Origin of the sequence: Klenkia terrae, from assembly GCF_037083865.1 — a bacterium.
Classification (GTDB): domain Bacteria; phylum Actinomycetota; class Actinomycetes; order Mycobacteriales; family Geodermatophilaceae; genus Klenkia; species Klenkia terrae.
Window position 1 is genome coordinate 22,695 of the sequence record NZ_JBAPLV010000015.1, and the last position, 16,776, is coordinate 39,470.

The 16,776-nt window shown below is 75.5% G+C and carries 21 protein-coding genes and 3 tRNA genes; 5 read left to right on the forward strand and 19 right to left on the reverse strand.

Translation table 11 applies throughout. The annotated features are described in order from the left end of the window. Nucleotides 1-2 precede the first annotated feature (2 nt). Nucleotides 3-575, reverse strand: coding sequence for a TetR/AcrR family transcriptional regulator (locus UXQ13_RS14160; protein WP_225233112.1), 573 nt, complete (start codon nucleotides 573-575; stop codon nucleotides 3-5). Between the two features lie 90 nt (nucleotides 576-665). Between UXQ13_RS14160 and UXQ13_RS14165 the strand changes: the two genes are divergently transcribed. Further along, a complete protein-coding gene (locus UXQ13_RS14165) occupies nucleotides 666-1,829 on the forward strand; it encodes an epoxide hydrolase family protein (RefSeq protein WP_225233111.1) in 1,164 nt (387 codons plus the stop codon). On the opposite strand, the gene arr is transcribed toward UXQ13_RS14165, so the two are convergent. Then, nucleotides 1,822-2,232 carry an NAD(+)--rifampin ADP-ribosyltransferase gene (gene arr / locus UXQ13_RS14170; protein ID WP_225233110.1) on the reverse strand — a complete coding sequence of 137 codons (411 nt, stop codon included), beginning with the start codon at nucleotides 2,230-2,232 and terminating at the stop codon, nucleotides 1,822-1,824. The two genes, UXQ13_RS14165 and arr, sit on opposite strands and share 8 nt — an antisense overlap. Nucleotides 2,233-2,283: 51 nt before the next feature. On the opposite strand from arr, the gene UXQ13_RS14175 reads away from it, so the two are divergent. Beyond that, complete coding sequence (locus tag UXQ13_RS14175; RefSeq protein WP_225233109.1) at nucleotides 2,284-3,354, forward strand: spore photoproduct lyase family protein; 1,071 nt, start codon at nucleotides 2,284-2,286, stop codon at nucleotides 3,352-3,354. A gap of 6 nt (nucleotides 3,355-3,360) precedes the next feature. Here UXQ13_RS14175 and UXQ13_RS14180 read toward each other — a convergent pair whose 3' ends face one another. Beyond that, on the reverse strand, nucleotides 3,361-3,729 hold the full coding sequence (locus UXQ13_RS14180; RefSeq protein WP_225233108.1) for a VOC family protein: 369 nt from the start codon (nucleotides 3,727-3,729) through the stop codon (nucleotides 3,361-3,363). A 62-nt stretch (nucleotides 3,730-3,791) separates the two neighbouring features. Between UXQ13_RS14180 and UXQ13_RS14185 the strand changes: the two genes are divergently transcribed. Next, on the forward strand, nucleotides 3,792-4,235 hold the full coding sequence (locus UXQ13_RS14185) for a MarR family winged helix-turn-helix transcriptional regulator (RefSeq protein WP_225233107.1): 444 nt from the start codon (nucleotides 3,792-3,794) through the stop codon (nucleotides 4,233-4,235). 1 nt (nucleotide 4,236) lies between these two features. Here the strand turns inward: UXQ13_RS14185 and UXQ13_RS14190 are convergent, their stop codons facing one another. The 12 genes from UXQ13_RS14190 to UXQ13_RS14245 form a co-directional block, all read right to left on the reverse strand. After that, nucleotides 4,237-4,629 carry an STAS domain-containing protein gene (locus UXQ13_RS14190; RefSeq protein WP_225233106.1) on the reverse strand — a complete coding sequence of 131 codons (393 nt, stop codon included), beginning with the start codon at nucleotides 4,627-4,629 and terminating at the stop codon, nucleotides 4,237-4,239. Between the two features lie 42 nt (nucleotides 4,630-4,671). After that, nucleotides 4,672-6,225 carry a sensor histidine kinase gene (locus UXQ13_RS14195; RefSeq protein ID WP_225233105.1) on the reverse strand — a complete coding sequence of 518 codons (1,554 nt, stop codon included), beginning with the start codon at nucleotides 6,223-6,225 and terminating at the stop codon, nucleotides 4,672-4,674. A gap of 8 nt (nucleotides 6,226-6,233) precedes the next feature. Next, on the reverse strand, nucleotides 6,234-6,986 hold the full coding sequence (locus tag UXQ13_RS14200; RefSeq protein WP_419146490.1) for a response regulator transcription factor: 753 nt from the start codon (nucleotides 6,984-6,986) through the stop codon (nucleotides 6,234-6,236). Nucleotides 6,987-6,988: 2 nt separating this feature from the next. Next, complete coding sequence (locus UXQ13_RS14205; protein ID WP_225233104.1) at nucleotides 6,989-7,273, reverse strand: ferredoxin; 285 nt, start codon at nucleotides 7,271-7,273, stop codon at nucleotides 6,989-6,991. Continuing rightward, on the reverse strand, nucleotides 7,270-8,463 hold the full coding sequence (locus UXQ13_RS14210) for an NADH-ubiquinone oxidoreductase-F iron-sulfur binding region domain-containing protein (RefSeq protein WP_336392464.1): 1,194 nt from the start codon (nucleotides 8,461-8,463) through the stop codon (nucleotides 7,270-7,272). Before UXQ13_RS14210 ends, UXQ13_RS14205 begins: the two co-directional genes overlap by 4 nt. Nucleotides 8,464-8,468: 5 nt before the next feature. Then, nucleotides 8,469-9,101, reverse strand: a complete 633-nt coding sequence (locus UXQ13_RS14215) for a ferric reductase-like transmembrane domain-containing protein (protein ID WP_336392465.1) — start codon at nucleotides 9,099-9,101, stop codon at nucleotides 8,469-8,471. Then, on the reverse strand, nucleotides 9,098-10,030 hold the full coding sequence (locus tag UXQ13_RS14220; RefSeq protein ID WP_225233101.1) for an FAD:protein FMN transferase: 933 nt from the start codon (nucleotides 10,028-10,030) through the stop codon (nucleotides 9,098-9,100). Before UXQ13_RS14220 ends, UXQ13_RS14215 begins: the two co-directional genes overlap by 4 nt. Then, entirely contained in the window at nucleotides 10,027-10,272 is a 246-nt protein-coding gene (locus tag UXQ13_RS14225) for a hypothetical protein (RefSeq protein ID WP_225233100.1), read from the reverse strand. The genes UXQ13_RS14220 and UXQ13_RS14225 overlap by 4 nt, the downstream gene beginning before the upstream one ends. Before the next feature lie 103 nt (nucleotides 10,273-10,375). Then, nucleotides 10,376-10,449: transfer RNA gene (locus tag UXQ13_RS14230), tRNA-Phe, on the reverse strand. 42 nt (nucleotides 10,450-10,491) lie between these two features. Beyond that, nucleotides 10,492-10,565: transfer RNA gene (locus UXQ13_RS14235), tRNA-Asp, on the reverse strand. Nucleotides 10,566-10,587: 22 nt separating this feature from the next. Further along, a tRNA-Glu gene (locus tag UXQ13_RS14240) sits at nucleotides 10,588-10,660 on the reverse strand. Nucleotides 10,661-10,742: 82 nt separating this feature from the next. Then, a complete protein-coding gene (locus UXQ13_RS14245) occupies nucleotides 10,743-11,327 on the reverse strand; it encodes a hemerythrin domain-containing protein (RefSeq protein WP_225233099.1) in 585 nt (194 codons plus the stop codon). A 146-nt stretch (nucleotides 11,328-11,473) separates the two neighbouring features. On the opposite strand from UXQ13_RS14245, the gene UXQ13_RS14250 reads away from it, so the two are divergent. Further along, nucleotides 11,474-12,118 carry an AMIN-like domain-containing (lipo)protein gene (locus UXQ13_RS14250; RefSeq protein ID WP_225233098.1) on the forward strand — a complete coding sequence of 215 codons (645 nt, stop codon included), beginning with the start codon at nucleotides 11,474-11,476 and terminating at the stop codon, nucleotides 12,116-12,118. Here the strand turns inward: UXQ13_RS14250 and UXQ13_RS14255 are convergent. Genes UXQ13_RS14255 through UXQ13_RS14265 form a run of 3 tightly spaced genes read right to left on the reverse strand, consistent with a single transcriptional unit; the run spans nucleotide 12,115 to nucleotide 14,568 of the window. Then, nucleotides 12,115-12,432 (reverse strand): hypothetical protein, encoded by a 318-nt coding sequence (locus tag UXQ13_RS14255; RefSeq protein ID WP_225233097.1) that lies wholly within the window; start codon nucleotides 12,430-12,432, stop codon nucleotides 12,115-12,117. The two genes, UXQ13_RS14250 and UXQ13_RS14255, sit on opposite strands and share 4 nt — an antisense overlap. 17 nt (nucleotides 12,433-12,449) lie before the next feature. After that, a complete protein-coding gene (locus UXQ13_RS14260; protein ID WP_225233096.1) occupies nucleotides 12,450-14,003 on the reverse strand; it encodes a metallophosphoesterase family protein in 1,554 nt (517 codons plus the stop codon). 37 nt (nucleotides 14,004-14,040) lie between these two features. Further along, nucleotides 14,041-14,568, reverse strand: a complete 528-nt coding sequence (locus UXQ13_RS14265) for a GtrA family protein (RefSeq protein WP_225233095.1) — start codon at nucleotides 14,566-14,568, stop codon at nucleotides 14,041-14,043. A gap of 149 nt (nucleotides 14,569-14,717) precedes the next feature. On the opposite strand from UXQ13_RS14265, the gene UXQ13_RS14270 reads away from it, so the two are divergent. Continuing rightward, the gene (locus UXQ13_RS14270) at nucleotides 14,718-15,557 is read left to right on the forward strand and encodes a hypothetical protein (RefSeq protein ID WP_225233094.1); all 840 of its coding nucleotides are present in this window, start codon (nucleotides 14,718-14,720) and stop codon (nucleotides 15,555-15,557) included. A gap of 38 nt (nucleotides 15,558-15,595) precedes the next feature. On the opposite strand, the gene UXQ13_RS14275 is transcribed toward UXQ13_RS14270, so the two are convergent. Continuing rightward, complete coding sequence (locus UXQ13_RS14275) at nucleotides 15,596-16,747, reverse strand: glycosyltransferase family 2 protein (RefSeq protein WP_336392466.1); 1,152 nt, start codon at nucleotides 16,745-16,747, stop codon at nucleotides 15,596-15,598. Nucleotides 16,748-16,776 lie beyond the last annotated feature (29 nt).

A 16,776-nucleotide genomic window follows, 5' to 3' on the forward strand; every position in this document is an offset into this window, starting at 1 on the left:
GCTCAGGCCCCGGCGAGGGTCCGCGCGCGCTCGGCGGGGACACCCAGCACGAGCAGGCTGGTGACGGTGGCCGCCGCGGCGTCCAGGGCAGGGTCGGACAGGGCGTTCTCCGCGACGGTGAAGACGGTCGAGAAGGCCAGCTGGCTGAGCACGCGCGCGGGCAGGTGCCGGCCGAGCACCCCCTCGTCCTGGCCCCGGCGCACCAGGTCGGCGAGGGTCTCCTCGACCGGGGCGAGCAGCGCGTGGATGTCCGGGCCGTGCTCGCCGCGGCGCAGCGCCAGCAGCAACCGGTAGCGGCGGGCCAGCGGCCACACCCGGCCGACGAAGCCCGCCCAGACGGTGTCCGCCGTGCTCCCGGACGCCTCGACCTCGGCGTCGGCGAGGGTGCCCGACAGCTCCCCCGCGGCCTGCCGGGTGAGGGTCAGCACCAGGTCCGTGCGGGAGGGGAAGTGGCCGTAGACGGTCCGGCGCACCACACCGGCCGCCGCGGCGATGTCGGCCATCGCGGCGTCGGGGTCCTGCCCGAGCACCTCGAGCGCCACGTCGAGGATCCGGGTCCGGTTGTAGACGACCACGCGGCGAGTCTTGCACAGCGGTGTGCAGATCGGTAACTTGCACAGCAGTGTGCATTGCACACCGATGTGCAGAGGACCCCAGGAGGAACCGTGCCCGCACCCGAGCTCCGACCCTTCGTCGCCGCCGTGCCGGACTCCGCGCTCGCGGACCTGCGTCGGCGCCTGGCCGACACCCGCTGGCCGGACCCCGAGACCGTCGACGACTGGTCGCAGGGCGTCCGTTCCGGGGACCTGCGGTCGCTGGTCCGCTACTGGCAGGAGGACTACGACTGGCGCCGGTTCGAGTCCGCGCTCAACGCCTTCCCGCAGTTCCTCACCACGATCGACGGGCTGGACATCCACGTCGTCCACGTCCGGTCACCGCACCCGGACGCGGTGCCGTTGCTGCTGACCCATGGCTGGCCGGGGTCGATCGTCGAGTTCATGCAGGTGATCGGCCCGCTCACCGATCCGGTGGCCCACGGCGGCGACGCCGCGGACGCCTTCCACGTCGTCGCGCCGGCGTTGCCCGGCTCCGGGTTCTCCGGCAAGCCCACCGGGACCGGGTGGGACGTCACCCGGGTGGCGCACGCCTGGGTGGAGCTGATGACCCGGCTCGGGTACGAGGAGTGGGCGGCCCAGGGCGGGGACTGGGGCGCCGTCGTGACCACGACCCTCGGGGCGCTGCGACCGGCCGGGTTGCTCGGGATCCACCTCAACACGCAGTACGCCTTCCCCGCGCAGATCCCCGACGAGCTCTCCGACGACGAGCGCCGGGCCGTGGCGGGCCTGGCCCGCTACGGCGGTGAGCTCGGTGGCTCCAACCACCTGCAGGGCACCCGACCGCAGACCGTCGGGTTCGCCCTGGCGGACTCCCCGGTCGGCCAGGCGGCCTGGATCTACGAGAAGTTCCAGTCCAAGACGGACAACGACGGGCTCGCCGAGGACGCCCTGGACGTCGACACCATGCTCGACGCCATCTCGCTGCACTGGTTCACCAACAGCGCCGCGTCCTCTGCCCGGATCTACTGGGAGAACAGGGCGGCCACCATGGCCGGCCCGCGGCTCGAGCTGCCGGTCGCGGTGACCGTGTTCCCGCGGGACGTCCCGCGGCTGCCCCGCAGCTGGATCCAGGACACCTACGCCGACCTGGTGCACCTCGGCGAGGCCCCGCGCGGTGGCCACTTCGCCGCGATGGAGCAGCCCGGGATCCTGGTCGAGGAGATCCGCACCGGCCTGCGCAGCCTTCGTCGTCCCGCCCTCGGGGTCAGTTGATGATCTCGCCGCGCTGGTCGGCGCGGAGCGCGGCCAGGCGGTCCCGCCAGGCCTGCAGCGCCTCCGGCGCCAGCCGCGTCCAGTCGGTGACCTCGCCGGTGACCCGGAGCGGGGCGGCGCTGCGGTAGGACCGGGTGGGGTTGCCCGGGAACTTCTTGTCGGTCACGTTCGGGTCGTCCTCGAACGCCCCGGTCGGCTCGACGGCGTAGACCCGCGGCACCCCGTCGCCGGCGGCGAGCTCCGCGGCCAGCCCGGCGCCGTCGCGGAGGGCGGTGAAGTAGACGTGGTTCATCACGACCTCGGGCCGGTAGTTGGACCGGAACCCGGCCGTCAGCAGGTCGCCCACCCGGAGGTCGGCCTTGGTCCCGTGGAAGAACGGTCCGTCGTCCAGCGCCTGCGTCACAGCGGGCACCGTAGCCGTGCGGGCAGCCCGACCGGCGACGACGATGGGGTGGTGGGCACCGACCGGCGCGACCTGCTGCAGGTGCGGACCATCTACGCCGAGCCGGCCGCCCTGGCGCTGCCGCGCGGGCAGCAGGTGGTCTCCCGGTGGCCCGAGGCCGAGGTGGTGGAGGTCGAGTCCGCGCTGCGCATCCCGCAGGTGCACGGTGCCGACACCAGCGTGGAGCGCTGGGTGCGGACCAAGACCGAGGTGCTCGCCCTCGGCGTCCGCAAGACCCTGACCGCGCGGCGCAACGAGAGGTCGGCCAACTGGATCGCGCCCTCCACGGCCAACGGCTGCGCGATGGCCTGCGGGTACTGCTACGTGCCGCGGCACAAGGGCTACGCCAACCCGATCACCGTCTACGCCAACATCGACGAGGTCGTGGGCTACCTGCAGCGGCACGTCGCCCGGCAGGGGGTCAAGGCCGCGCCCGACCAGTGCGACCCGACCGCCTGGGTCTACGACATCGGCGAGAACAGCGACGCCAGCGTCGACGCCCGGGTGTCGGACAACGTCGCGGACCTCGTCACCGCCTTCGCCGCGATGCCGACGGCCAAGGCCAGCTTCGCCACCAAGCACGTCAACCGGGACCTGCTCGACCTGGACCCGCAGGGCCGCACCCGGGTGCGCTTCTCGGTGATGCCCGAGGCGATGGCGAAGCTGGTCGACGTGCGGACCGACCCGGTGCGCGACCGGGTCGCCGCCGTCGACGACTTCGTGGCCGCCGGCTACGAGGTGCACCTCAACCTCTCGCCGGTGATCGTGCACGAGGGCTGGCTCGAGGAGTGGGCCGCCCTGCTGGACCACCTGGACGACGTGCTGAGCCCGCGGGCCAAGGCGCAGTGCGCCGCGGAGGTCATCTTCCTGACCCACAACGCCGGCCTGCACGAGGTCAACCTCGGGTGGCACCCGCGCGGGGAGGAGGTGCTCTGGCGCCCCGACGTCCAGGAGGTCAAGCGCTCGCAGAACGGGATGGACAACGTGCGCTACCGGGCCCGCTGGAAGGCTGTCTGGGTGCAGCGCCTGCTCGACCTCGTCGCCGAGCGGACGCCCTGGCTGACCGTCCGCTACGCCTTCTGACCCTGCTCAGGCGCGGTCGTGCAGGGTCACGTGGTAGCCGTCGGGGTCGGCGAAGGTGAACGTCCGGCCGAAGGGGCCGTCGATCGGTGCGGAGACGATCCGGTGCCCGTCGGCGGCCAGTGCGTCGTGGATGTCCTGGACGTCGGTGGCGTGCAGCCAGACCGCGGCGCCGATGCCGGGCTGGGGGAGGGAGCCGAGGTCGACCCCGGGCAGCGGGCTGCGGAGCGCGAACGCGATCGGCGTCGTGGTGAACACGACCGCGTGCGGGGGGCCGGCGGGGGAGCGGACCAGGCCGAGGTACTGCTCGTAGAACGCCTGGGCAGCGTTCAGATCGCTGACCTGCAGGGAGATGAAGTCGGGGCCGGTGACCGGCATGGGTGCGCTCCTCGGGTACGTGTCAGTTGTCTGACACGCAGACGCTATGTCAGGATGCTGACATGAGTCGAGGCATCGACCTGCCGACGTCGATGGGCTACCTGCTCAAGGAGGCCGCCAGCGCGCTCCGCGCGGCGATGGAGGAGGTGCTGCGGCCGCTGGGCATGACCATCACGCACTACTCCTGCCTGGAGCTGCTGGCCCAGCGCCCGGGCTCGTCGAACTCCGAGCTCGCCCGCGGCGCGTTTGTCACCCGGCAGTCCATGAACGTCCTGGTGCACGGGCTGGAGCGGGACGGCTACGTGAGCCGCCCGGCGGAGGCCGCCGTCGGCAAGGTGCTCCCGGCCCGGCTCACCCCGCGCGGGCGGCAGAGCCTGGCGGCGGCGACCGCCGCCGTCCGGTCCGTGGAGCTCCGGATGCTGTCCGGGCTGACGCCGGCCGAGCGGTCGACGGCCTTCGCGGCCCTGCAGAGCATGACCCGGGCGCTGCGCGCCGGGCCCGGCTGACTCAGGAGCCGGGGGCCCGCTCGTCGCGGACGTGGAAGCGGTGCCAGAGCCCGGACAGCTGCAGCGGCCGGGCCACGACGGTGCTGCCGACCAGCAGCTCCAGCTCGGAGCCGCGCCCCTCCAGCATGCGGTGCAGCTGCACCACCGTGGACAGGCCCGCGGAGTTCAGGAAGGTGACGGGCTTGAGGTCCAGCAGCAGGTGGGACGGCGGGTCCTCGCCCAGCAGCAGGTCGGTGACGGTCCGGATGACCGGGCGGCGGGCCTCGGCGGTGAACTCTCCGGTGACCGTGACCCGCACGGTGTCCTGCGCGGTCCGCTCGACCGTGACGTCGGGGACGGGCAGCTCGCCCCCGGCGGGGACGGCGGAGGGCGGCGGATCGGTGGGATTCGTCACCTACGTCCCCTACCCGCCCCGGCGACGATCAAGCGTCCGCGGTCACCGGTCGTCAAGGAGCAGGTCGTCGGTGTCACCGTCGAGGTCGGACTCGGGGTCGGCCGCGACCTCGGTGGCGTGCGGCAGGCGCACGGTGAAGACGGTGCGGCCGGGCTGGCTGGTGACGGTCACCGTGCCCTCGTGGGCGCCGACCACCGCGCTCACGATGGCCAGGCCCAGGCCGGTGGACCCGGCCTGCCTCGAGCGGGAGGAGTCGCCGCGGGCGAAGCGCTCGAACACGTGGGCGGCCAGGTCGGGCGGGATGCCCGGGCCGTCGTCCTCGACCTGCAGCACGGCCCAGCCGCCCTCGGTGCGCAGTCGGGCGGTCGCCGTCGTCCCGGCGGGGGTGTGCGTGCGGGCGTTGGCCAGCAGGTTGGCCAGCACCTGGTGCAGGCGGGCGCCGTCGCCGGGCACCAGCACGCCCACGTCGGGCAGGTCGACCCGCCAGGTGTGGTCGGGGCCGGCCACGTGGGCGTCGGAGACGGTGTCCACGACGAGGGCGGCCAGGTCTACCTCCTCGGTGACCAGGTCGCGTCCGGCGTCCAGCCGGGCCAGCAGCAGCAGGTCCTCGACCAGCCCGGACATGCGGACCGCCTCGGACTCCACCCGCCGCAGCGCATGCCCGACCTCGGGCTCGACGTCGGCGTGCTGGCGGCGGACCAGCTCCGCGTAGCCGCGGATCGAGGCCAGCGGGGTGCGCAGCTCGTGGCTGGCGTCGGCGACGAACTGGCGGACCTGGGTCTCCGAGGCCTGCCGGGCGGCGAGCGAGCCCTCGACGTGGTCCAGCAGCCGGTTGAGCGCGGTGCCGACCTGGCCGACCTCGGTGCGGGTGTCGGTGTCCTCCGGGGGCACCCGCTCGGCCAGCTGCACCTCCCCGGTGGACAGCTGCAGCTCCGCCACCCGGGTGGCGGTCGAGGCGACCCGGTCCAGCGGGCGCAGGGTGCGCCGGATGACGACCGCGGCGGCCACCACGGCGGCCAGCAGCGCCACCAGCCCGGCCACGACCTCGACCACGATGAGCGAGCCGACGGCCTGGTCGACGCTGCCCAGCGGCAGCCCGGTCACGACGAGCTCGCCGGACGGGGTGGTGGACCCGACCACCCGGTACTCGCCGAGCCCGTCGCCCAGGTCGACGGTGGTGGGGGACCAGTCCCCGCTCACCCCGTCGAGGGCGGCGACCTGCGCATCGCCGAGGGTGCGCTTCTCGCCGGTCCGCTCGATCACCCCGGAGTAGGTGCACACGCCGTCGGCGAAGCTGGCGATCAGCGTGCCCTCGCCCTGCCCGGGGCCGAAGTAGTCGGCGGGTTGCTGCTCGCCGGCCGGGGGCGCCGGCGGGTCGTCGTCGTAGTCGCCGGCGACCTGCTCGGTCCGGGAGCCGGCCGCGGCGAGCCGGTCGTCGACCTGCCGCATGAGCTCGTGCCGCAGGACGGCGGTCGAGGCGAAGGCGACCACCACGAGGACCAGCAGCGTGGGGACGACGAACGCCACCAGCAACCGCGCCCGCAGCGAGGCCCGCCGTCGGGCGGGTCCTGCTGCGGGCGCGGTCGGGGGCGTCACGTGTCCCGTCAGGCGGCGGGGGCGGGCTTGATCACGTAGCCGGCGCCCCGCAGCGTGTGGATCATCGGGGTGCGGCCGGCGTCGATCTTGCGGCGCAGGTAGGAGATGTAGAGCTCGACGATGTTGCCCTGGCCGCCGAAGTCGTACTGCCACACGCGGTCCAGGATCTGGGCCTTGGACAGCACGCGCTTGGGGTTGCGCATCAGGTAGCGCAGCAGCTCGAACTCGGTGGCGGTGAGCCGGATGTCGTCCCCGCCGCGAGTGACCTCGTGCGACTCCTCGTCCAGCGTCAGGTCACCGACGACCAGCAGGCCGTCGTCGGCCACCACGCGGGAGGTGCGGCGCAGCAGGCCGCGCAGGCGGGCGGCGACCTCCTCGAGGGAGAACGGCTTGGTCACGTAGTCGTCGCCACCGGCGGTCAGCCCGGCGATGCGGTCCTCGACGGCGTCCTTGGCGGTCAGGAAGACCACCGGCACCAGCGGGGAGTCCGCGCGCAGCCGGCGCAGCACCTCCAGGCCGTCCATGTCGGGGAGCATGACATCCAGCACGACCGCGTCGGGGCGGAAGTCGCGGGAGACCTTGACCGCCTCGGTGCCGTCGGAGGCGGTGCGGACGTCCCAGCCCTCGTAGCGCAGGGCCAGGGAGAGCAGCTCGCAGATGGAGCGCTCGTCGTCGACGACGAGCACCCGCAGGGCGCTGCCGTCGGGGCGGGTCAGCTGGGCCCGGGAGCTGGTGACGGGGCGGGTGTCCATCGCGGTCATGGTCACCACTGTGGAGCCCGATCCTGCGCACTTCCTGTGAGCTGTCCAGGAAGTGTCTGTCCAGGTCCGGTGCCCGGACCAGGCTCGACCAGGCGGTCCAGGAGCAGCGCACGGGCCGGGCAGGCGGCCACCGCGCGGCGGGCCGGCCGGTGCAGCCCAGCGGGCAGGTCGCCGGGCGCCAGCAGCGGGTAGCCCCACTCGTCGAGCCGGACCACCTCGGGCAGCAGGTCGGCGCAGGCCCCGTGCCCGGTGCAGGCGACCGGGTCCACCCGCAGCCGCTCGCTCACCGGGCACCGCCCGGGACCGGCAGGAACGGGGCGGCCGTCGTCGCCGAGCACCGGCCCGCCGCGTGCGCAGCCAGCTCGGGGGCGAACACCCGCAGGGCGCTGGCCACGAAGCGGACGCTGCCGTCGGGGTGGCTGCAGGCCCCGCGCCCGACGACGAGCCCGGACCAGCGGTGGACGTCGTCGAGGAGGCCGTGGGGCGCCGGGGCCGGCCGGGCCAGCAGCTCCAGGGCAGCCGCGATCCGGGGCAGGCCGTTCAGGCACGGCCCGCACTGCCCCGCCGACTGCGCGGCCAGGTGGGCCACGACCGAGGCGGTCTCCCGCAGGCCGCACCGGTCCGCGGGGAGGGCGGCCAGCACGCCGGCGCCGAGCGATGCTCCCGCGCAGGCGAGGGAGTCCCGGTCCAGGCTGAGGTCGGCCGCCACCGGGGTCGGCAGCCAGCTCCCGTGGTAGCCGCCGACGAGCACCGCCCGGGCGCCCGCCAGCGGCAGCACGTCGGCCAGGCGGGATCCCACCGGGACCTCGGCGACGTCGGTGACCCGGCCGTGCGGGCCGGCGGTGTGCCGGGTGACCAGGGTGTGCCCGCCGGCGTCGTCCCCGCGGGCCAGCAGCGCGAGCCGGGCGAGGGTCTCGACGTTGAGCACCAGGGTGGGCCGGCCCCCGACGCCTCGTTCGCGGACCGGCGGCACCTTCGTGCGGGGCAGCGGCGGACCGCCGTCCACGACGGAGACCAGCGCCGACTCCTCCCCGGCCAGGAACCGGTCCGGCAGGCCGACCAGCCGGACCCGGGCGCGGTCCCCGCGCTCGGCCAGCGCCCGGTCCAGGCCAGGCAGCGCGGCGTGCGCCGCGGCCAGCACCAGGGTGTCGGCACCGACGGCCCGGCCGGCCAGGTGCAGCCCGTCGAGCACCAGGTGCGGCGAGCGCGCCAGCAGGACGGCGTCCTTGGCCGCGGCCGGCTCGCCCTCCCCGCCGTTGCCGACCACCACCGCGGCCCGGCCGGTGGCCCGCGCGGCGTCGGTGACCGCACGCAGCTTGCGCGCGGTCGGGAACCCGGCTCCGCCGCGGCCGGTGTGGTCACCGGCCGCGGCGGCCAGGTCGGCCACCGCGGGCAGCGGCCCGTGGGCGGTCAGGTGGCCGGTCAGCCCGGGTTCGCCGGTGCCGAGCAGTCCGCGGGTCAGGGGTGGGGCGCTCATCGGGATCACCTGTTCCGGGAGGCGGCCGCGGGGCGGCCGGTGGCGAGGGCGGCGCGGGCCTGCGCCAGGGCGGCGGGGGCGCGGTCGAGGGCGGAGCGGGACCGCAGCCGGTCGGCCACGGCGACGCCGGTGGCGGCGGCGACCGCGGCGGCGCAGGCCAGCGCGCCGGCGAGCAACCAGCCGGACCCCAGGTCGGTGCCGGCGCCCAGGCCGTGCGCGAACGCCAGCGGCCAGAGGGCGTAGGACGTCAGGTGCACCGCCCGCCACGCCCGGACGGGCAGCCGGCCGCGGAGCAGGCTGGTGGCGACCACGACCAGCAGGACGTCGACGGCCAGCGTGCCCAGCCCCACCCACAGCGACTCGTAGCCGGCCACGAAGGGCACCACGGTGTCCAGCCAGCCGATGCTCACGTAGCCGTCCACGACGGCGCTGGCCACGTGCACGACCAGCAGCACCGTCGAGACCAGCGAGACGTTGCGGTGCAGGCCCACGACGCCGTAGCGGGCCAGCCCGGGCAGCCGGCCGCGGCGCCGGACGACGACGCCCAGCACGACGGTCAGGGTCATCAGCAGCAGGGCGACCAGGCCGGTGGAGCGGTTGAGGTACCAGAGGAACCCGCCGTCGGAGAGCACGCTCACGCCGGCCACCCCCCGGTGGTGAGGACGTCGCCGTGCTCGCTGACCAGCCGGGCCGGCAGGCCCAGCCGGCCCAACCACGGCACCGCGGCCTGCCCGAGGACGACGGCGGCGGTGCTCGCGGCGTTGGCGCCGGCGCAGCTGTCGGCCGCGACGCCCACGGTGCGCCAGAACGGTGCCGCGGGCAGCCCGGTCCGCGGGTCCAGCAGGTGGTGCACCTCGACGCCGCCGTGCAGCCAGCGCCGGGCGCGGGTGCCGGAGGTGGCCAGGCCGCCGTCGGTGAGGGACACCACCGCCGAACCGGGGGACCCGGGGTCGGTCGGGTCGCCGGCGACGTCCTCCACCCGGACCCGCCACCCGCCGACCGGGGCGGGCCCGGCCACGGCGACGTCCCCGCCGATGGAGACCAGGGCCCCGGCGCCGGCCGCCCGGGCGACGGCGGCCGCTGCCCGGTCGGCGGTCCACGCCTTGGCGGTCGCGCCCAGGTCGAGCCGGACGCCGTAGGGCACCCGTACCCGACCGGCGTCGACGTCCAGCTCCACGGTCTGCCACCCGGCCACCGGGGCGAGCACCGGCGGCACGGACCCGGGGTCGACGGCGTCCAGGTCCCGGTCGTAGCCGAGCGCCACCATCGCCCCGCCGACGGTGGGGTCGACGGCGCCGCCGGTCAGCCGGGCCGCCCGCAGCGCCACCGCCAACGCCTGCGCCAGCAGCGGGCCCACCGTCGTCCAGCGCCCGGCAGCGGCGTCGACGGCGGCGAGCTCGGAGTCGGGCCGGAACCGGCTGCAGGCCAGGTCCACCGCGTCGAGTTCGGCGCGGACGAGAGCCGTCGCGGGAGCCAGCGCTGCCGGGTCGGTGACGGCCAGCCGGACCCGGCAGGTCCAGGCGGTCCAGTCGGCGGTGGCGACGGCCCGCTCCCGGACCGCGGTCACGAGGCGCCGCTCGAGGCGTCGGCGTCCCCGGAGGCGTGCCCGAGCCCGCTGGGTGCGCCCGGGGCCGGCTCGACGGCGGAGGAGCCGCCGAACGCGGACTCCGCCGACGTGGCGGCGGCAGGGTGGGCCTGGGCGACCACGACGGTCAGCGCCGCGGTGCCCACCAGGGCGCTGCCGGCGACCGCGACGGTGGTCAGCCGCAGCCGGCGGATGCCGGTGCGGCGGGGGTCGATCGGGTCCACGGGTCCTCCTCGGGGTGAGGAGGAGGACTGTCCCGGCCGGGACCATTGGGGGCCGGTGCGCGGACTGTGCCGTCGCTGTGACCGGGGGAATGCAGGGAGGGTGTGGCCAGGGGCGGGGTCGAACCGCCGACCTCTCGCTTTTCAGGCGAGCGCTCGTACCGACTGAGCTACCTGGCCCGCTGCCGGCATCCCCGGGTGTGATCCGTGGACATCGGTCGGCGACCCTGACGGGACTCGAACCCGCGACCTCCGCCGTGACAGGGCGGCGCGCTAACCAACTGCGCTACAGGGCCTTGCTTGTGCTGCTGTGGTGCGTGCCCCCAACGGGGTTCGAACCCGTGCTACCGCCTTGAAAGGGCGGCGTCCTGGACCACTAGACGATGAGGGCTCGTGCTCGCTGGAGGCATGGAGAACCATACATGCCCGGTGCGGCCCCCCGTGACAGGGGGGCCGCGCGGGTCGCGGGGACGTCAGCCGTGGGTCACCGAGGTGGCCGCCACCGGGTGGTCGACCGGGTCGGCGACCGGGTGCGCCCGGTACTCCGCGATGTAGGCCTCGGGGTCCTTGTCGTAGGTGATCCCCTCGCCGGAGTCGTGCGCGTAGCGCCAGTCCAGCCAGCGCAGCGCCAGCTCCGCGCGCAGCTCGACGGAGGCGTTGCGGCGGAAGTCCGGCAGCGCGTCGTGCTCCTCCTCGGCCAGGTGGTCGTCGTTCTCCTCGCGGGCCTTGCGCACCGCTGTCCACCAGGCCTCGGTGCCCGGCTCCTCCTTGCCTGCAGCGGCCACGGCGTCCCGGATCTCGTCGTGGTCGCCGATCGCGTCGTCGGTCTCGTCGACGACGTCGCCCTCGGTGCTGTCGTCGTCGCCGGAGTCGCCGTACTTCAGCAGGTAGGGGTAGAACACCTCCTCCTCGCACGCGGCGTGCACGTCGAGCAGGCGGGCCAGGCCCTTCCAGACCAGGCCCAGCGCGCGCGGGTCGTCCCAGACGTCGTCGAGCAGGGCGAACTGGCGGCGCATGGTGTGGTGGTCCTCGAGGATGAAGTCGGTGACGTCGAGCACGGGGGACCTTCCGGTGGGCGGGCGGGACGCCGGGGGCACTCCCCGGTGGTGGCCCGGCCGAAACGGCAGGGCAGCCTCACCTGTCCGGGCGAGCCGACCGCGCGCCGGTCTCCCGTCCCGCGCGCCGGGGCTGCCACTGTGGGCGCATGCGCCGCTCCGCTCTGGCCCGAGGCATGGCCGCCGTCCCGCTGTCCGCCCTGGTCCTGCTGGCCGGGTGCGGCGGAGGGGACGCCGAGGAGGCCGGCGCCACGTCGTCGGCCGCGGCGACGTCGGCGACGTCGACCTCCGCACCGGGCACGGCGACGCCCAGCGGCAGCGACCCCGAGGGCGCCGGCGGTGCGCAGCCGTCGACCTTCCCGGCCGACACCTCCCCGGACACCGGCGAGGCGACCGCCGGCGAGGGACCGACCGTGGTCACCGCACTCCGGGTGGGGGACCAGGACGGCTTCGACCGGGTCGTGTTCGAGGTGTCGGGCAGCGCGGCCCCGGGCTGGGACGTCGCCTACGTCGACGCCGCGACGGCCGAGGGCAGCGGCGAGCCGGTCGACGTGCCCGGGACGACGTTCCTGCGGGTCACGTTGACCGGGATCACCAACCCCTACGAGGCGCCGGAGGTCACCGAGGTGGGCCGGGGCGCCTACCCGGGCCAGGGCGGTCCGGTGCAGGGCGTCTGGTTCGACTCGACGTTCGAGGGCCAGGCGCTGGCCTACGTCGGGCTGGACGCGGAGCGGCCGTTCCGGGTCTACGCGCTGACCGGCCCGAGCCGCATCGTCGTCGACGTGCAGGACTAGCCGAGGCTGGCGGTCAGCTCCACGCTGTCGTCCTCCACCGAGGTGCAGGTCAGCGACAGCGGGCCGGCGGTGACGGACTCCCCGGCCGCGCAGGAGACCTCGGCGTCGCCGACGGACAGCGTGGCCCGGCCGTCCTGCGTGCCGGCGAAGACCAGGGAGTTGCCCAGGATCGTCGCCTCGCTGCCCGAGCCGGTGAGGGTCGCCGTGCACTCGTTGCCCGAGCAGCTCACGTTGTTCGACGTGAGCGAGCAGCCGGCCACGGCGACGGCGGCGAGCAGCGGGACGGCGAACCGGGCGGCGCGGAGGGGCGTCATGCCCGGCAGCGTAGGGGTCAGCCGGTCGGCTGCGCGGGACCTTGCGTGGGCCCGTCCGAGGGCGTGGGCTCGCCGTCCTCGTCCCCGCCGTCCTCGTCGTCGCCGGTGGGCAGGGGGTCGACGTAGGTCCGCTGGATGGTGACCTCGGACTGGCCGAGCCCACCGAGGGTGATCTCGTCGTAGGCGGTGAGCTCGCCGGTGGCCGGGTCCAGGTACAGCACGGTGCACGACAGCGGCGTCGGGTCCTCGCCCTGCAGGCCGCGCAGCCCCGCACCGCCGGTGGAGCCCTCGACCATCAGCCGGGTGCCGTCGTCGAGCACCGAGACCTCGCGCTCGTGGGTGTGCCCGGCCAGCACCAGGTCGACCAGGCCGTCCAGCGGCGGGGCCTGCTTCGGGTCGTGGACCAGCGCGATCGACGGCGGCTCGTCGAGGGTGTCGACGAGGTCGGCGAGCTGCTCGCCGGACTCCTCGAGCGTCTCGGTGGCCCCGGTGGCGTCCTTGTCCGGGGTGAACCGGGGGTCCGGTGCGCCCACGACCTCGATGCCGGCGACGGTGGTCGCGGTGTCGTCGAGGACCACGGCGTTCGGCTGGGCCGCGACCGCGGCGGCGGTCACGGCGGAGTCGTGGTTGCCCCGGATGTAGACGTAGGGGACGTCGAGGTCGCCGATCCAGCCGAAGGTCTGGTTCTCCGCGGGGCTGCCCCAGTCGACGATGTCGCCGGTGTCCAGCACGCCGTCGACGTCGAACTGGGTGACGACCTGGCTGATCAGGTCGGCCCCGGCCGGGTTCAGGTGGATGTCGGAGACGTGCAGCAGGGCGACGCTCTCGCCGGTGCCGCTGGGGTCGGGCAGCGTGGAGACTGCGGAGTACAGCGTGCTGACGTTGGTGACCAGGTCCTCCAGGGAGGCTCGGTAGGCGTCGTAGCGGGCCACGATGTCCTGGGCGCTCCCGATCAGGCTGTTCGCGTTGACCAGCAGGCCGGTGTAGGTCGGCTGGCTGAGCGCCTCGGGCCGCCAGGTCGCGGCGCCCAGCCCGGCGGTGCCGGCCAGCAGGACGGTGGACATGCCGACGGCGATCAGCGGCTCCCGTCGGCGGCGCAGGGCCACCAGGGAGAACAGCGCAGCTCCGCCGATCCCGGCGGCGGCGGTCCGCCACGCCAGCTCGGTGACGGCGTCCCTCAGGTCCGCGCTGACCCGGTCGACCACGCCGTCGAGCTGGCTGGGGTCGGTGGCCAGCGCCTGCGCCCGCAGCTGGTCCACCCGGCGCAGCTGGACGTCGAGGCGGAGCGGGCCGTCGTAGGCGTCGACGGCCAGGGCGCCCAGCGGGGGGATCTCCAGCTCGGCGCCGCCGGTGGTCGCCGGGGTGAAGGCGACGGTGGCGTCGAAGGGACCGATGGGCGCCTCGACGCGACCCAGCAGCAGCACGCCGAGGGTGGCGCCGACCAGCGCCACGACGATGCGCTGCAACCAGCGGACCGTGGTCCGCAGCGCGGTGCGCGGACGGCGCTCGACGGTCTCGACCGGGGTCTCGTCCGCGTCCTCGTCCGGGGTGGCGGGCGTCGGGTCGGTCACCGGGGAGACGGTAGCGAGGCCCCGGTGGGGCCGCGCATCAGCTGTGGCGCAGCTGGCGGGAGGTGAAGACCCAGGCCCGCAGGGCGACGAACCGGACGGCGCCGATGGCCCCGGTGACGGCGCCGATCAGCAGCACCTGCACCTGCCAGGACGCCTCGCCGACCAGGTGGTCCAGGCCGGCCAGCGCGAGGGAGGTGGCCACCAGGCCGACGACGGCCAGGCCGCCGCCCTCCCACTGGGCGGTGAACCAGCCGACGCGGTCGCCGGCGTGGAAGGTGAGCCGGCGGTGCAGCTCGTTGGCCAGCAGGGTGGAGGCGATCGCGCCGACGAGGTTGGCCGGCTGGTCGCCGATGCCGTCGAAGGCGACGAACAGGGCGGCGTAGAGCACGCTGGACAGCAGGCCGACGAAGGCGAACCGGACGAACTGGGCGCTGCCCTGGTCGCCGTCCCGCAGCCGCTGCACCAGCCGGGCGGCGCGGTGCTCCGACTGCGCCCGGAGACCCTCGGCCGCCTCGGAGACGACCTCCACCGCGGGGTGGCGGCGGAGCAGGCTCGGGCAGGTCACGGTGACTCCAGGTTCGCGGTGGTGGTGCGGAGAACTCTTCGCACTCCGTTCGTGGGTAACCCAGGAGACGGATGTGCATTCCCCGTGCGGGACGGTAGTCCGGTGATGGTTGTCACAGGCAACCGACACGGCGCTCTAGGGTGCGCGGCATGAGGTCCGGGCTGCCTTCCCTCGCCGTCCTCCTGGTGGTGCTGGCGGGGTGCTCGGCACCGGCCGACGCGCCGGCCGCCGCGCCGACGACGGACACCCCCGCGGTGACCCTGCCCGCGGTGCCCGGCGTCGAGGGCGAGGTGGTGCTGCTGCGCACCGACGCCGCGGTCGGCGGGCAGGTCCACGTGCGGCTGACCGACACCGGGGACGCCGGCTTCACCCTGACCTCGGTGGCCCTGTCCAGCCCGGCCTTCGCGCCGCAGCCGGCGAGCGCGCAGACGGCGGTCTACGCCCCGCGGCGGACGATCGACCTGCCGGTGCCGTTCGGCGCCGTCGACTGCGCCGCCGCCGTCCAGCCGGTCGCCGCGGTGGTCGAGCTCGACCGGGGGAGCGGGCCGGAGCAGGTCACGGTGCCGCTGGCCGGGGACGACCTGGAGCTGGTGTTCGACGCGGAGTGCGCCGCCCAGCGGCTGGCCGAGCACGTCACGCTCTCCGTCGAGGGCCTCGTGCCCGACGGCGACCGGGTCAGCGGGTCCGTCGTCCTCACCCGGGTGGACGACGGCGGGGACGTCGTCGTCTCGTCGGTGGGGCGCAGCGTGCTGCTGGAGCCGGCGGTGCCCGACCTGCCGGCGACGCTGGCCGACGGGGACGACGAGTTGACCCTGCCGCTCACGGTCGGGCTGGCCACCTGCGACCCGCACGTGCTGGCCGAGACCAAGAAGCCGTTCGTGTTCGCCGTGGCCGTCGAGGCGGCGGGGGAGTCCGCGGTGGTGGACCTGCCGCTGTCCGACGACCAACGGGCGCAGCTGCAGGAGCTGGTGGACCGGGTCTGCGGCTAGTGGGGAGGGGGGCCGGAGGGGGAGCCGGCCACCCCGGATCAGGGGGTGCGGGGACGGCCGCGGAGCACCTGCAGCCAGGCGCCGGCGGTGCCGGTGACCCGCAGCCAGAAGTCCAGCTCCGCCGGGACCAGCAGCAGCCCGCCGAGGACGTCGGCGACGGTGCGGTGCGGCGCCCGCAGTGCCCGGACGGTCCCGGCGACCGCGCCGACGGCCAGCGGCAGCGCCCAGGACCACGGCGCGAACGGGACCACCCCGACCAGCGCGCCGAGCACGACGAGCCGGACGGCGAGGCCGGCCAGCAGGGTCAGCTGGGGTCGGTGCAGCCCGGCCGCGGTGCTGCGCCGGAAGCGGGTGCGCAGCGCGAGGGCGGTCCGCACCTCGCCGGCCCGCCGGTGGCCGGCGAGGGTGCGCAGGGTGAGCACCGGACCGGCGTGCGCCCGGGCGCCCGCGGAGGTGCGGGTGTCGCGGCCGGCCCGGCGCAGGGCGCGGACCAGCTGGTCGTCGGTGCCGGTCCAGGGTCCCGGGGTGCCCTGCTCGGCGGTCAGGTCGCGGAGGGCCTGGGCGTCGAGCACGGCGACCTGCCCGCCGAGGGCGTGGTCGGACCGGTCGCCGGCCAGCCCACGGGTGATCCAGGCGGTGTGCTCGCGGTGGTGGCGGCGGACGAGCAGGCGGGCGACGGGGGTCGAGCCCAGGCCCTGGTCGAACCCGAAGCGGGCGGTCGCGGCACCCGGTCGGGGCGCGGTGGCCAGGTCGGCGACGAGCAGCTCGAGGCAGTCGGGGGCCAGCACGGTGTCGGCGTCGACGACGGCGACCAGGTCGTGGCCGGTCTGCCAGCGGCGCCAGCCCTGGGTCAGCGCGCCGGCGCGACCGCCGGTGTTCTCGACGGTGCGCATGACCGTGACCCCGGGGAACCGGCGGGCGACCTGCTCGGTGTCGTCGGTGCAGCCGTCGGCGAGCAGGACGACGCGGTGCGGCACCCGGGTCTGCGCCTGCAGCGAGGCGAGGGTGTCGGCGACGGTCGCAGCGGCGTCGTGCGCGGGGACGAGCACCAGCAGCTTCGGGCCCGAGGGCGCCGGGGCGGGACGGCGACGGCGCAGGCGGGCGCGCAGCGGTCGGCCCCCGGTGCGCTGGGGCAGCACGCTGCCGCGGACGAGCGGCCGGGTCGTGACGACCTGGTCCTTGCCGGTCATGGCGTGCTCGCTTCCTGCAGGGTGCACCG